This window comes from Actinomadura sp., assembly GCF_044508335.1.
Classification (GTDB): Bacteria; Actinomycetota; Actinomycetes; order Streptosporangiales; family Streptosporangiaceae; genus Spirillospora.
Genome location: NZ_JBIQHY010000056.1, coordinates 26,947 through 40,444, shown reverse-complemented (window position 1 = coordinate 40,444; position 13,498 = coordinate 26,947). Strand labels below are relative to the sequence as shown.

Sequence of the window (13,498 nt, the reverse complement as noted above, 5' to 3'; positions counted from 1 at the left end):
GGCGGCTACTCCTGAACGGACCTAACATTCCCCACGTGATGCCGACCGAGGACAAAGCCGAGATGACCCCGGCCACACCGGCGGACACCTCTCCCGCACGGGCCAGGCGCCCCCGCGACCGCAAAGCGCAGATCGTGTCCGCTGCCGCGGATCTGTTCCACCGCTCCGGCTACCACACCGTGACGATGGAACAGATCGCCGGCGCGGTCGGCATCACGGCCGGAGGCCTGTACCGCCACTTCCGCAACAAGGAGCAACTGCTCGCCCGCACCGTCGACGACGGCCTGGCGGCCTTCGAGACCGCCGTCACCGACACATCGCCCGGAGACATCGACGCCCTCCTGGACGTCATGGCCACGATCACACTGGACCGACGTGACCTGGGCGTACTGTGGCAACGCGAATCCCGGAACCTGCCCGCGGCAGACCGGGACCTGCTCCGCGCCCGCTTCCGCCACATCGCACGACGCACCGCGGCGGTCATCCACGCGGCCAGGCCCGAACTCGCCCCCGCCGACGCCGACCTGCTGACCTGGGCGCTGTTCGCCGTCTTCGCCAGCCCCTCGCACCACGCGGTACAGCTTCCCCGCACCCGCTTCCACGCCCTGCTGCGCCGCCTGGGCGGCACCGTCGTCGGCGCCGAACTCCCCGCCGCCCGCGACACCGGCGCACCGAGACCCGGCCCCAACGCCGGGCTTCCCCGCGCCTCACGCAGGGAATCGGTCCTGGACGCCGCCGCACGCCTGTTCGGAGAACACGGCTACCAGGCCGTCAGCATGGACGACATCGGCGCCGCCGCCGGCATCAGCGGCGCCGCAATCTACAAGCACGTGACGGGCAAACCCGAACTCCTGGTCGCCGCCCTCACCCGCGCCGCCGACGCCCTGCACATGGACGCCTCGCGGATCTTCGCCGCCGCGTCCACCCCCGGCCAGGCCCTCAGCAGCCTCCTGCGGTCCTACATCGACCTGACCCTGACCTCCAGCCACCTCACCGGCGCCCTGATCACCGAACTCGTCCACCTGCCCGACGACCAGCGCCACACCATCCGCCGCCTGCAACACGACTACGTCGGCGAATGGGTCCAGCTCCTCACCACCCGGACACCCGGCCTCACCGAACCCGAAGCCCGCGTGATCACCCAGGCCGTCCTCGCCATCGTCAACGACCTGGCCCGCATCCAGCACCTGCGCCGGCGCCCCGACCTCGCCGACGACCTCGCCGCCCTCGGCCAAGCCGTCCTCACACCGCCACGACCAGCCACGCCCTGACCCTGGGGTCGGCCGGCCATATCTCGCTCGCCTCGCGGAAGGAGGCCGCTTTCATGACTGCCCGCACCGATGACCCGCAGGTGGCGCTCGCGACCGGCGAGGCCACCGTCAACCGGCTGCTCGACGCCAAGCTAGGCGGCTGACCGCCGTGCCCAGGCCGCCCCTCCGGACACGTGCGGTGCGGTGGACCGCCGCGCTCGCCGCGGCGACGATCCTCGGCCTGGTCTGCGCTCCCGCCGGGCACGCCGAGGACGGTCCCGACACCGCGGCCATCGACCACTTCGTCCGCGAACGCCTGGCCTCGACCAGGCTGCCGGGGCTGGCGCTGGCCGTCACCCGCGGCACCACGACCGTCATGCTGCGCGGCTACGGCCACGACGGGCGCGGCGATCCCCTCACCCCCGACCCGCAGCTGCACATCGCCTCGCTGAGCAAGTCCTTCACCGCGTTCGCCGTCATGCGCCTGGCCGAAGCGGGACGGATCGACCTGGACCGGCCCGTCCGCCGGTCGCTGCCCGGGTTCCGCCTCGCCGACCCGGCCGGCGACCGCATCACCGTCCGGGAACTGCTGAACCAGACCAGCGGGCTCGGCGACCGAGGCTTCCCCCAGATCGCGCGCGACGAAGTCACCAGCCTCGCCGGACGAGTCGCCGACCTCAGGCACGCGCACCTGGTGGACGCCCCCGGCCGCGCGTTCCACTACAGCGACCTGAACTACCAGGTCCTCGGCAGGCTGCTGGAGGTCGTGACCGGGCGGCCGCTGTCGGCGGTGCTGCGCGACGAAGTGTTCGCACCGCTCGGCATGAGCGCCACCCTCGCCGTCCCCACCAGCCAGGACGGCCCCCGCGCCGCCCCGCGCCTCGCCCAGGGCGGCATCCTGCTGTACGGGTTCCCCGTCGGCCGGCCCGAACTCCACGGCCTGCTCGCCGGGTCCAGCGGAGTCATCACCACCGCACGCGACATGACGGCCTGGCTCGTCCAGCACGCCACCGGCACCGCACCCGACGGGCGGCGGCTCCTCAGCGCGGCGGCGATCCGTACCCTGCACACCCCGCCGTCCGGCGTGGACGGCGGCTACGCGATGGGCTGGCTGGCGCGCACGCCCCACCGGATCGAGCACCACGGCGTGCTGGCCACCTACAGCGCCGACCAGGTCGTCCTGCCCGGCAGCCGCACCGGCATCGCCCTGCTGTACCCCGCCCAGAACGCGCTCGCCGACACCGAGGGCATCAAGGAGGGGATCGTCGCGCTGGCCACGGGACGCCACCCACCGGGCGCCCGCTTCCCCGACGGGCGCGTCACCGCCGTGCTGCTCGGCGCCCTCACCATCGGCTCCGCCGCCCTGCGCGTCCGGGCCCTGACCCGGATCCCCCGCTGGACGGCCACGGCACGCGCCAGGAGCAGGTGGCGGACACTCGCACTGACCGTGCCCCAGATCGCCTGGCCACCGGCCGTCGCCGCCCTGGCCGCCGCGCTCCCCTGGCTGATCGGGCGCACCGCCGGCCGCGTGTTCTCCCACACCCAGCTGTTCCTGGCCATGCCCGCGATCGAGATCTGGCTGATCTCCGCCGGAATCCTCGGCATCGTCCTCAGCACGGCCAGAATCGCCGCCCTCGCGCGCCGCCCACAGCGGGACGACCGCGGAGACTAGCGGCGAGGAACCCGGTCATGGACTTGGAGGACGCCGCCTGCCGGGCACGGTTCCTCAGACCTGCCGCCGCGAGCTCCTCGACCGCGTGTTGATCCGGAACCAGCGTCACCTGCTCCTCGGTACTCAGGTCGAAGAGATGACTGCCTCGCCTGTGTAAGGAAGGCTGAGCCGTTCGAGGACATTGCGCGCCGCGTCGTTGAACGCGCTGCGGATGCCGTGCCGTTCGAGGGTCGCCACACCGCGTACCGTCGACTCTCCGGGCGAGCCCACCTCGCGCCGGACGGCGCCGGTGTCGCCGCGCCGCTCGATGAGCAGTTCCGCCGTGCCGGCCAGCGTGTCGAGGAACATGTCGGTGGCCTGCTGCAGCGGCAGGCCGTAGCAGACCGCCGCGTCGATGGCGGCCTCCGCGATGAGCGCGATGTAGGCGGGCATGACGCCGCTGGTCGCCGTCGCGAGGTCCATCTGGTGCTCCGGCAGGACGACGACCCGCCCGAGCCGGCTGAGCAGCGGCATGGCCGCCTCGCCGCCTGCCGCGACCGCGACAACGCCGCGGCGGACCTCGACCGGCGTGTTGGGCATCGTCCGTACGACGGTCGCTCCGGGGTAGGCATGGCGCAGCTGGGCGACGGTCGTCGGGCCGAGTACGGAAATGATCATCTTTCCGGTCGCATCGACCCCTCGGGCGATCTCCTCGAGCTGGTCCGGCCGGTGGGCCAGGACCACGGTGTCCGCCTGGTCGAACAGCTCCTCGTTGTCGCGGAGCGCCGCACCGCCCAGCTCGGCGACGAGCGCGGCCGCGCGGCCCGAACCGGAGTCCGTGGCCAACACCGGCTCGCCCCAGCCGCGGGCCATCGCCCGCGCCATGTTTCCCGCACCGACGAAACCAATCATGGAAACTCCCTGTCACTCCGTTGAGATGGTCGTTCCTGGGGCGGCGGCCACGAGCTTCTTCGTGTACCAGTGAGTCGGGCTGGACAAGAGTTCCGCTGTCTCACCGCTCTCTACGATCTTGCCTTCGCGGAGGACGATGGCGCGGTCGGTCATCTGGCGGGCGACCGCCAGGTCGTGGGTGATGAACAGCATGGTGATCCCGTTCTGCCGCCTCAGGTTCCGGAACAGTTCGAGAACCTGCGCTTGGACCGAGACGTCGAGCGCGGCGACGGGCTCGTCGCAGATGAGCAGATCAGGGTCCGTGGCGATCGCCCGGGCGATCGCCACGCGCTGCCGCTCCCCTCCGGACAGGTCCGATGGGCGGCGGCCGGCGTAGCCGACGGGGAGGCCGACCAAGGCGAGAAGGTCGGTGTGGTCGGGTACGGGGCGGCCGTCCGCGCGGAGTGCGCGGTGCTTGATCGCTTCCCGCAGGGTCGAGCCGATGCTCAGGGACGGGTTGAGGGAAGAGTAGGGATCCTGGAAGACGATCTGCACCCTTGGGGGGTTTCTTCGCGCGCCCTTAGGGCTCATGCCGGAGCCGAAGCGTATCTCTCCGGAATCTGCGCTTTCGAGGCCGAGAAGAATACGTGCGATGGTCGTCTTTCCGGAACCGGATTCTCCGAGTAGGCCGAGGGATTCGCCGGTGCGTATCTGGAATGACACGCCGTCCAGCGCGACCGTAGTGCGGGACGACCCGATGATGGGCCGAGTCCGGAAGGTCTTGCGGAGGTTGCGAACCGTGAGGAGTTCGTCCCGCCGGTTTCGCGCTTCGGCCTGCTCTGTTCGTCCGCGGTCGTGCGTTGCGCGGGTGGCGTCCATCTCGTCGGCGATGTCCCCTTCGAGCCCGCGACCGCGTTCGGACGCACCTGGTGGTCGGCGGACTGCCGCCGGCTCTACTGGCACGCCGGAGACCGCGGCGACAGGCACGTCCGGCTGTTCCGCATGGACGCCGCCACCGGGAAGGTCGAGTGCCTTCTGGAAGAACGGTCCGACACCCACGTCCAGACGCACCCGATCCGCTACCACGCACCCAACGTCCTGGAACTGTCGAGCGGCGACATCGTCTGGTGGTCGCAGCGCGACGACTGGGGCCACGCCTACCTGCGCGCCGCCGACGGCACCCTCCGGCAACTGACCCGCGGTCCCTGGCTGGTGCGCGAGACGCTGGCCGTGGACGAGCGGCGCCGGGAGCTGATCTTCACGGCCTCCGGCCGCGAACCCGGCCTCGACCCCTACCTGCGGCAGATCTACCGGGTCGGCCTCGACGACGGCCAGATCAGCAGGCTCACCGATGACGAACTCGACCACGAGGTGACCGTCTCACCCGCGGGAACCTACCTGCTCGATGTGGCGTCCGGCCTCGACCGGCCGGCCGTCAGCCGCGTCCTCGACACCTCCGGCGAGGTCGTCGCCGACCTGGAGACGGCCGACGCCGACGATCTGTACGCGGCGGGTTGGCGGCCGCCCGAGCGCTTCTGTGTGAAGGCGGCCGACGGAACGACCGACATCTACGGGGTCCTGTATCCGCCGCACGACCTCGACCCCGCCGCCGGCTATCCCGTTCTCGACAACTTCTACCCGGGGCCGCAGGTCAAGGCCGCGCCCGTCAGGTTCCCCCAGTCGGGCGAGTTCGTCCCGACCGGCGAAGCCGCCGCGATGGCCGCGCTCGGCTTCGTCACCGTGGTCATCGACGGGCGGGGCACGCCCTACCGCTCCAAATCGTTCCAGGAGCATCAGCGGCGCGACCCGCGGCGGACGGCGTTCATCGATGACCATGTCGCCGCGATCGAACAACTGGCCGCCACCCGGCCGTGGATGGACCTCGACCGGGTCGGGGCGTTCGGCACGTCCGGCGGCGGATACGCCTCGGCGCGGGCGATGCTGCACCGGCCGGACTTCTACAAGGCGGCGGTGTCCACCGCGGGCGACCATGACGACCTCGTCTACCAGCCGGCATGGGGGGAGAAATACTTCGGTCTCCCCGCCGAGACCGACTACCGCGCCCGGTCGAACGCGGCCCTCGCGGAACGGCTCGAAGGCCGTCTCCTGCTGATCCACGGCGAACTCGACGACAACGTCCTGCCCGCCCAGACGCTCAGGTTCGCCGAAGCCCTCATCCGCGCCGACCGCGACTTCGACCTCCTGCTGGTGCCGAACGCCGATCACACGATGGTGGTCCACGGCGCCTACACCACCCGGCGGCGCTGGGACTACCTGGTGCGCCACCTCATGGGAGCCGAACCGCCGGCCTACCGGATCACCCCGTTCCCGCTCGACTTCGGCGCGCTCGCCGACCTTCTCGGCGGCTGACGCCCTCTCCCGGCGGCCCTCATGCATCGGACCGCCCGAACGCCCTAGCGCAAGGGACGACCACTGATCATGACCGTACCTTCTCTCATCTCGCTCACCATCACCGAAGCGGCCCGGCTGATCCGCGATCGCGAACTGTCCCCGGTCGAGCTCACCGAGGCGTATCTGACCAGGATCGACGAGGTCGAGCCCATCGTCCGCGGCTTCGCCTTCATCGACCGCGATCACGCGATCGCGGAGGCACATCGCGTCGCGGACGAACTCGCCCGCGGCGGATGGAAGGGTCCGCTGCACGGCATCCCGGTCGGCGTCAAGGACATCATCGACACCGCCGACCTCCCGACGCGTTACGGCTCGAAGGCGTTCGACGACAGGCGCCCGCAGCGCGACGCCTTCGCCGTGACCCGCCTGCGGCAGGCCGGAGCCGTTCTCATCGGCAAGAACACCACGCAGGAATGCGCCGTCGGCATCGCCTGCGCGCCGACGACCAACCCGTGGGACACGGGCCGCGTGGCGGGCGGATCCAGCGGCGGATCGGCCGCTGCGGTGGCCGCCGGCGAGTGCGCCGTCTCGGTCGGTTCCGACACCGGCGGCTCGATCCGCATCCCGGCCGCCTTCTGCGGCGTGGTGGGCCTGCGTCCCACGGGCGGAGTCGTCTCCCGGAGCGGTGTGCTGCCCGCGGCCACGTCCTTCGACCGGGTCGGGCCGATCGCCCGGACCGCCGGGGACGCCGGCATCCTGCTCGACGCGCTCACCGGACACGACCCGGCGGATCCGGCGAGCGACACGGCGGCCCTCGCCCACCAGCGGCGCGGCGCGTCCGCTCCGCTGCGCGGAGCGCGGATCGGCGTCATCCGCGAGTGGGCCGAGGACGCCGACCCGGCGGTGGCCGAGGCTTTCGCCACCGCTGAGGCGATCATCAGGGAGCACGGCGCCGAACTCGTGGACGTCACCTGCCCGCTGCCTGAGATGGTCATGCCGACCTATCAGGCGGTGGCGTTGCATGAGCTGGCGGCGCAACACATCTCGACGGTCCGGACAAGGTCCCACCTGTACTCGCCGGAGGTTCTGGAGGTCATCCGCGCCGGCGAAGGCGTCGACGCCGACTCCCACGCGCGGGCGAAGGCGGACCTCGGGCGGATCTCTCGAGCTTGGCGAAGCCTGTTCGCCGACCACGATCTCGCGGCCTGCGTCGCGCCGACCGTCCCCATCACCGCCTGCACACCCGAAGAACTGCCGGCGCTCGAAGCGCGGGCCGGTGCCTTCACCATCCCCGTGAGCCTCGCCGACCTGCCCGTGGTGACCCAGCCGATGGGCCGGCCGGGCGGGCTTCCGGCCGGCGTCCAGTGGATCGGCCCGCCCTTCGAGGAGAACCGGCTCCTCGGCTTCGCACGAGAGTACGAACAGTCGACCGACTGGCACCTCACCCCGGCGCCGATCCCCGGAAAGGACGTTTCCTCGCCCATGGAGGCAAGCTCGTGAACGACCCTGGCGAACCGTCCGGCCGCAAGTACCGGCCCGCCAGCGAACGTGTCCGGCTCAAGCGTCGTCCCGCCCGTGCGGACTACGACCCGGCGGCGGTGCGCGAGGTGTTCGACGAGGCGCTGATGTGCCACGTCGGGTACACCATCGATGCCGTCCCATACGTCATGCCCATGCTCTACGTACGGGTGGGCGACCGCCTCTACCTACATGGCTCGGCCGCCAACCGGACCCTTGAGACCGTCGCGTCCGGAGCACCCATCTGCGCTGAGGCGACGCTGCTCGACGGGCTTGTGATGGGACGCTCGGCCTTCGAGAACTCGGTGAACTACAGATCCGTGATCGCCTTCGGTCACGGATCCCCGGTCGACGACGTGGACGCCAAACGCGACATCCTGATCGCTCTGCTCGGCCGTCTTCTCCCGCCGGGGCGGCTGGAAGAGGTGAGACTTCTGGCCCCCAGGGAACTGGCGCGCACGAAAGTCGTCGAACTGGTTCTCGAGGAGTGCTCCGTCAAAGTGCGGAACGGGCCCGCGGGCGACGGCGAGCAGGACCTGGACGCCCCGGTGTGGGCGGGCGAAATCCCGTTCGGATCGGTCATGGGGCCTCCCGTCCACGACGGCAGGAGGCCGTGGACCGGCGACGCCCCCGCCTACCTCGACGGTTGGGCGGGTCCGCCCAACCGTCGAGCCGGCACGCCGTAGGAGAAGTTCCGCTGGAAAGCAGGTGATCAATGCCGGAGCGGTCCGGTGACGTCGCCGCGGATCGCCGAGTGCGGGTCCAAGGCGAACCCGTGGACTCCTATCCGCGGATCGCACCCGAAACGAAGCGGGGTGCCGTCCGCTCCATCACCCTCGTCGGTGACGAGATCCTGGAGCGTCCGTGCCAGGAGGTCACCCAGTTCGGCACGGGCTGGCTGTCCAAGCTCATCGATGACATGTTCGCCACCAACCACGTGGCCGAGGGCGCGGGGCTCGCCGCCAACCAGGTGGACGTTGGCCTGCGGCTGTTCGTCTGGGACATGACCGATGAGTGGGGCGTCCGTCATGTCGGGCACATCGCCAACCCTGTGCTGCAGGACGGGGCGCTCACGCGAAGTGCCCTGATCGAGGAACGGGAAGGGTGCCTGTCCGTCCCCGGCCCCTACCGCGTGGTACCCCGCCTCGATCATGCCGTCGTCGCAGGCCGTGACAAGAACGGTGACCCACTGGTGATCGAGGGCCGCGGCTACTTCGCCCGCTGCCTTCAGCATGAGATGGACCACCTCCAGGGGCGCCTCTATCTGAGCCGACTGTCCAAGCGAGAGCGAAGGTCCGCCATGCGGGAGATGGCCGAATCCAAGGACGAGGTCCTTGCAAGACGTGCCGCATCGGCCGCCGCAATCGGCAAATGACCGCCCGACCATCGACGATGACGGGCTTCCACCGTTCCACGGACACCCGATCTGTCAATACACGAGTTCGCTGAACGATACGCCGCAAGTGAGGTCGTGGCGCCATCCCCACGTGATGGCGCCACGGTCGTATGCGTCGCGGCCGCTACAGGTGCTCGGTGAACCACTCGGCGGCCACGGCGGCCGTCTGCCGACGGACGTCGACGTCCTCGTAGAGGGTCAGGTGGGTGGAGCGGGGCACGACGTGGAACTTCTTGCGCGGCCCGGGGATCTGCTCGAACGCTTCGGCGGCCAGGTCCCAGTGGGTGTGGTCGTCCCCCTCGGCGACGCACATGAGGGTGGGGGTGGAGACGAGCCGGGTGAGGAAGGGACGGACGCTGTAGGCGAGGAGCATCTCGGTCGACTGGGCGGTCGCGCTCCCCTCGTATCCCGGGGCCTCCGACGCCTTGATACGGGCGAAGGTCTCGCGGCTGGCCGGGAAGGGGAACGTGCCGACGGCGCCGAGTTCGACGGGCTGGTGGTCGATGTAGGTGTGCTCGCCGGTCCGGTACAGCTTGGCGCGGGCCTGGTCCAGGGCCTGCTGAAGGACGCGCAAGCTCACGGTGCCGTGGGAGAGACGCAGGTTGTCCCAGCCGTCGATGACCGGGACCACTGAGCACACGGCGCGCACGCGCGGGTCGATGGCGCCGAGGATCAGGACATGGCCGCCGCTGTAGGAGATGCCCCAGGCGCCGATCCGGTTCTCGTCGACGGTGTCGAGGGCTTGGAGGTAGGAGACCGCGTTGCGGTAGTCCTCGATCTGCCGCCACGGGTCGATGTGGCGTCGCGGCTCGCCGGTACTGCCGCCGAAGTGGCGGTAGTCGATGACCAGGGCGGCCACGCCCGCCTGCGCGAAGACCTCGGCGAACAGCGGCTGGGCCACCTCCTTGACGTAGCACCATCCGCCGGCGAGCACCACGGCGGGGTGGGGTCCGGGGCCGTCCGGCATGTAGAGCAGCCCGCTCATGCGCTCGCCCTCGCTGGGGACGGTGACCTCCTGCGGCTCTGGCATTCCGACTCCTCGATCGTCTGTATGGCATGCTTCTGGTCTATGCGGGCAGGTGCACGAATTATGAACATATCCCATGTTCGGCGATCCGGTCGCCTGGGCCCCCGGGCGACCGGATCGCCCGGGTGGTCGGTTCCCGGGGCGGCGCCTTGCCGAATCTTTGCTGTTGGTCATGCTCATTTGAGCGGGCGATCCGTCGGCGCAGCCGGGTCGGGGGTGCCCTGCGGCGGCCGCGGACGGCCGTCGCACCCTTGACACTCCCTGCGGGATGTTTTCATAATGCGTGCATGAGTTCACAAATCGCGCAGAGGATACTGTCGTGAACGGCCCACCGATCCGGATCGGCCTGTGCGGGCTCGGCAGCATCGGCCGCGCGGCCGCGCGCCTTCTGCTTGAGCATCGAACGGGATTCGAGATCGTCGGAGCTGCGACCAAGGAGCCCGAGGCCCTGGGCCGTCCGCTCCACGAGGTCGTCGGGTCGTCCGTCCCCGGCGGGCCCGCGGTCGTGGCCGACATGGAGGAGGTGCTGGCCGCGGCCCCGCACGTGATGGTCTACGCGACGGGCTCGTTCCTGAAGGAGACCGAGGACGACATCGTCGACTGCGCGTGGGCCGGCGTCAACGTCGTCTCCCCCTGCGAAGAGCTGGCGTTCCCGTTCAACCGCTGCACCGAGGCGGCGGCGCGGATCGACGCGGCGGCGCGGAAGGGGGGCGCGTCCGTCCTCGGCACCGGGGTGAACCCGGGCTTCCTGTTCGACTCGTTGGTCGTGGCGGCGACCGGCGTGTCCTGGGACGTGCGCGCGATCCGCGGGCGGCGCGCCGTGAACGTGGCCGGCTTCGGGGAGAACATCCACCGCCGTCTGGGCATCGGCTACACCCCTGAGGAGTTCGACGAGGGCCACCGGGCCGGCACGATCGCCGGCCATGTCGGGTTCCCCGAGTCGATCGAGCTCGTCTGCGAGCGCCTCGGCCTGTGGTTGGACGGGCCGGTCTCCGAGACGTTCGAACCGTTCGTCGCCGCGACCCCCGCCCCGACCCGGTACGGGCACGTGGAGGCGGGGCGCACCGAGGGCTTCCTCCAGCGGGCCACCGGGCACATCGGCGGCGACCTCTTCATCGAGATCGAGCTGATCCTGCACCTGCGGCCGGAGGAGGCCGGGTTCGCGACCGTCGACACCCTCACCATCGACGGCCTGCACACCGTCAACCTCACGCTGTCGCCCGGCATGGACGCCATCCCGGCCACCTCGGCGCAGCTGGTCAACAGCATTCCCGGGGTCCTGCACGCGGCGCCCGGCCTGAGGACCGTGAAGGATCTGCCGGTCGCCGCCGCCTGGCACGACCTGCAAAACCACCCGTTTCGCTGAAGTGAGCTCTCATGACCCAAATCGCCTCGCCCCCGCACCCGCCGGAAGGGTCCTTCAGCGGCCTTCCGATCGATGAGGCGGACCTTCCCACCGCCCATGAGCTCTACCGCGGCATGTCGATCGTGCGCGCCGTCGAGCTGGAGATCGAGAAGATGCACCGGCTCGGACGCATGTCGGGGTCGTTCCATTCCTCGCTGGGACAGGAGGCGGCGGCCGTCGGAGTCTGCTCGGTGCTGCGCGTCGGCGACATGGTCACCAGCACGCACCGCGGACACGGGCACGCGCTCGCCAAGGGCGTGCCGATCGAGGGCGTCTTCGCCGAGCTCTTCGGCCGCTCGGCCGGCGTGAGCGGGGGACGCGGCGGCTCTATGCACCTGCACCACCGGGCCAGCGGGTTCCTCGGTGAGAACGCCATCGTCGCGGGCGGGCTGCCATGGGCGGCCGGCGCGGCGTGGGCCCGCAGGCGCCGGGGCGGCGATGACATCGCGGTGGCGTTCATCGGCGACGGCGGCTTCGCGCAGGGCGTGACCCACGAGACGCTGCTGCTCGCGCGGTTCTGGAAGAGCCCGTGCCTGATCGTCTGTGAGAACAACGGGCTGGCCCACTCGATGCCGTCCGACCGCCTGTTCGGCGCCCCGGGGACCATCGCCCGCACCGTCGAGGGCGCCGGGATCACCTCGCGCTACGTCGACGGCCGGGACGTGGTCGCCGTCGCGAAGGTGGCCCGGGAGCTGGTCGCCCATGTGCGGGCGGGATCCCCGGCCTTCCTGGAGTGCGGGGTGTTCCGCGTCCGACCGCACAGCCTCTCCGACCCCGACTACCGGTACCGGCCCAAGACGGCCGGGCGGGACTGGCTGGCGCTCAACGACCCGATGGCCAACCTGCGGACAAGGCTGGAGCGGTTCCCCGGCAATGAGGTCGCGCGGATCGACGCCGAGGTGGCCGCGGACGTCAACGCGGCGCTGGCTCGCGCGGAGGCCGGTCCGCGACCCCCCGTGACCGACGCGAAGTCATTCGTCTACACCTCCCCGGAGCTGCAGAACCGTGCGTGAGCTCAAGTACGCCGAGGCGGTCCGTGCCGCCCTGGAGGCCGAGATGGAAGCCGACGAGAGCGTCGTGATCATGGGGGAGGAGGTCGGGGCGCTGGGCGGGGTGTTCACCGTGACCCAGGGGCTGGTCGAACGGTTCGGGGAGCACCGGGTGCTGGACTCGCCCATCTCCGAGGCGGGCATGGTGGGCTTCGCGATCGGGGCCGCGGCCGAGGGCATGCGGCCGGTCGTCGAGATCATGTTCTCCGACTTCGTCCTGCTGGCGCTCGACCAGATCGTCAACCTCGGAGCGAAGATCCGCTACATGAGCAACGGGCAGTTCAGCGTGCCGCTGACCATCCGGATGCCGGGGGGCGGGGGGACCAACCACGGCCCGCAGCACTCGCAGAGCCTGGAGAGCCTGTTCGCGCACGTCCCGGGCCTGGTGGTGGCGATGCCGAGCAACCCGTCGGACGCCTACTGGATGCTCCGGGAGGCTGTGCGTTCCGACGATCCCGTGATTTTCTTGGAGAGTAAGAACCTATATTTCCGCACGTCGGGTGACATCGACACCCGCACCGGACCGGAAGGATTCGCGGCGAGCGTCGTGCGGCCGGGGGACGACCTGACCGTGGTGACCGCCGGCCGGATGGTCGAACGCTGCGTGCTGGCGGCGGAGGAACTCGCCGCCGAGAACGTGGCGTGCGAGGTCGTCGACCTGCGCTACCTGTGGCCCATGGACACGGCCTCGATCGAGGCCTCGCTGCGGCGCACGGGGAAGCTCGCCGTGGTCTCCGAGGCTGTCGAGTTCTGCGGCTGGGGCGGCGAGGTGGCCGCCTGGGCCGGCGAGCACTGCTTCGAGAGCCTGGACGGGCCCATCGTGCGCGTCGGGTCCGAGCGGGTGCCCATCCCGTACGGCCACGAGCTGGAGGACCAGGTCGTGCCCACCACCGAACGCATCGTTGCCGAGCTGCGCAAGCTCGCCGATTACTGATCGTCGCCGCGGCGACCTATGAGCA

The 13,498-nt window shown here is 70.7% G+C and carries 12 protein-coding genes; 9 read left to right on the top strand and 3 right to left on the bottom strand.

What is annotated here, in order from left to right; genetic code table 11:
- Nucleotides 1-38 precede the first annotated feature (38 nt).
- Entirely contained in the window at nucleotides 39-1,271 is a 1,233-nt protein-coding gene (locus ACIWVC_RS19740; RefSeq protein ID WP_396449646.1) for a TetR/AcrR family transcriptional regulator, read from the top strand.
- A 178-nt stretch (nucleotides 1,272-1,449) separates the two neighbouring features.
- The gene (locus ACIWVC_RS19735) at nucleotides 1,450-2,922 is read left to right on the top strand and encodes a serine hydrolase domain-containing protein (protein ID WP_396449643.1); all 1,473 of its coding nucleotides are present in this window, start codon (nucleotides 1,450-1,452) and stop codon (nucleotides 2,920-2,922) included.
- 123 nt (nucleotides 2,923-3,045) lie between these two features.
- Here the strand turns inward: ACIWVC_RS19735 and ACIWVC_RS19730 are convergent, their stop codons facing one another.
- Nucleotides 3,046-3,813, bottom strand: a complete 768-nt coding sequence (locus ACIWVC_RS19730) for a pyrroline-5-carboxylate reductase family protein (RefSeq protein WP_396449644.1) — start codon at nucleotides 3,811-3,813, stop codon at nucleotides 3,046-3,048.
- 12 nt (nucleotides 3,814-3,825) lie between these two features.
- Nucleotides 3,826-4,671, bottom strand: coding sequence for an ABC transporter ATP-binding protein (locus tag ACIWVC_RS19725; protein WP_396454410.1), 846 nt, complete (start codon nucleotides 4,669-4,671; stop codon nucleotides 3,826-3,828).
- Here ACIWVC_RS19725 and ACIWVC_RS19720 point away from each other — a divergent pair.
- The 4 genes from ACIWVC_RS19720 (at nucleotide 4,648) to def (ending at nucleotide 9,037) form a co-directional block, all read left to right on the top strand.
- On the top strand, nucleotides 4,648-6,162 hold the full coding sequence (locus tag ACIWVC_RS19720) for a prolyl oligopeptidase family serine peptidase (RefSeq protein ID WP_396454409.1): 1,515 nt from the start codon (nucleotides 4,648-4,650) through the stop codon (nucleotides 6,160-6,162). The two genes, ACIWVC_RS19725 and ACIWVC_RS19720, sit on opposite strands and share 24 nt — an antisense overlap.
- Nucleotides 6,163-6,231: 69 nt before the next feature.
- Nucleotides 6,232-7,644, top strand: a complete 1,413-nt coding sequence (locus tag ACIWVC_RS19715) for an amidase (protein ID WP_396449677.1) — start codon at nucleotides 6,232-6,234, stop codon at nucleotides 7,642-7,644.
- Nucleotides 7,641-8,348: a pyridoxamine 5'-phosphate oxidase family protein gene (locus ACIWVC_RS19710; RefSeq protein ID WP_396449678.1), complete on the top strand. Its 708-nt coding sequence runs from the start codon at nucleotides 7,641-7,643 to the stop codon at nucleotides 8,346-8,348. The genes ACIWVC_RS19715 and ACIWVC_RS19710 overlap by 4 nt, the downstream gene beginning before the upstream one ends.
- Before the next feature lie 29 nt (nucleotides 8,349-8,377).
- Nucleotides 8,378-9,037 carry a peptide deformylase gene (gene def, locus ACIWVC_RS19705; protein WP_396449679.1) on the top strand — a complete coding sequence of 220 codons (660 nt, stop codon included), beginning with the start codon at nucleotides 8,378-8,380 and terminating at the stop codon, nucleotides 9,035-9,037.
- A 145-nt stretch (nucleotides 9,038-9,182) separates the two neighbouring features.
- Here the strand turns inward: def and ACIWVC_RS19700 are convergent, their stop codons facing one another.
- Nucleotides 9,183-10,088 carry an alpha/beta hydrolase gene (locus ACIWVC_RS19700; protein WP_396449680.1) on the bottom strand — a complete coding sequence of 302 codons (906 nt, stop codon included), beginning with the start codon at nucleotides 10,086-10,088 and terminating at the stop codon, nucleotides 9,183-9,185.
- Between the two features lie 316 nt (nucleotides 10,089-10,404).
- Between ACIWVC_RS19700 and ACIWVC_RS19695 the strand changes: the two genes are divergently transcribed.
- The 3 genes from ACIWVC_RS19695 to ACIWVC_RS19685 are packed head-to-tail and all read left to right on the top strand — an operon-like array spanning nucleotide 10,405 to nucleotide 13,473.
- A complete protein-coding gene (locus ACIWVC_RS19695) occupies nucleotides 10,405-11,451 on the top strand; it encodes a hypothetical protein (RefSeq protein WP_396449681.1) in 1,047 nt (348 codons plus the stop codon).
- A gap of 11 nt (nucleotides 11,452-11,462) precedes the next feature.
- Nucleotides 11,463-12,503: a thiamine pyrophosphate-dependent dehydrogenase E1 component subunit alpha gene (locus tag ACIWVC_RS19690; protein ID WP_396449682.1), complete on the top strand. Its 1,041-nt coding sequence runs from the start codon at nucleotides 11,463-11,465 to the stop codon at nucleotides 12,501-12,503.
- A complete protein-coding gene (locus ACIWVC_RS19685) occupies nucleotides 12,496-13,473 on the top strand; it encodes an alpha-ketoacid dehydrogenase subunit beta (RefSeq protein WP_396449683.1) in 978 nt (325 codons plus the stop codon). Before ACIWVC_RS19690 ends, ACIWVC_RS19685 begins: the two co-directional genes overlap by 8 nt.
- Nucleotides 13,474-13,498 lie beyond the last annotated feature (25 nt).

What these genes read in the sequence shown, in the direction of transcription:
- ACIWVC_RS19740 (WP_396449646.1), top strand. Translation starts at nt 39, where the DNA reads ATGCCGACCGAGGACAAAGCCGAGATGACCCCGGCCACACCGGCGGAC.
- ACIWVC_RS19730 (WP_396449644.1), bottom strand. Translation starts at nt 3,813, where the DNA reads ATGATTGGTTTCGTCGGTGCGGGAAACATGGCGCGGGCGATGGCCCGC.
- ACIWVC_RS19725 (WP_396454410.1), bottom strand. Translation starts at nt 4,671, where the DNA reads ATGGACGCCACCCGCGCAACGCACGACCGCGGACGAACAGAGCAGGCC.
- ACIWVC_RS19715 (WP_396449677.1), top strand. Translation starts at nt 6,232, where the DNA reads ATGACCGTACCTTCTCTCATCTCGCTCACCATCACCGAAGCGGCCCGG.
- def (WP_396449679.1), top strand. Translation starts at nt 8,378, where the DNA reads ATGCCGGAGCGGTCCGGTGACGTCGCCGCGGATCGCCGAGTGCGGGTC.
- ACIWVC_RS19700 (WP_396449680.1), bottom strand. Translation starts at nt 10,088, where the DNA reads ATGCCAGAGCCGCAGGAGGTCACCGTCCCCAGCGAGGGCGAGCGCATG.
- ACIWVC_RS19690 (WP_396449682.1), top strand. Translation starts at nt 11,463, where the DNA reads ATGACCCAAATCGCCTCGCCCCCGCACCCGCCGGAAGGGTCCTTCAGC.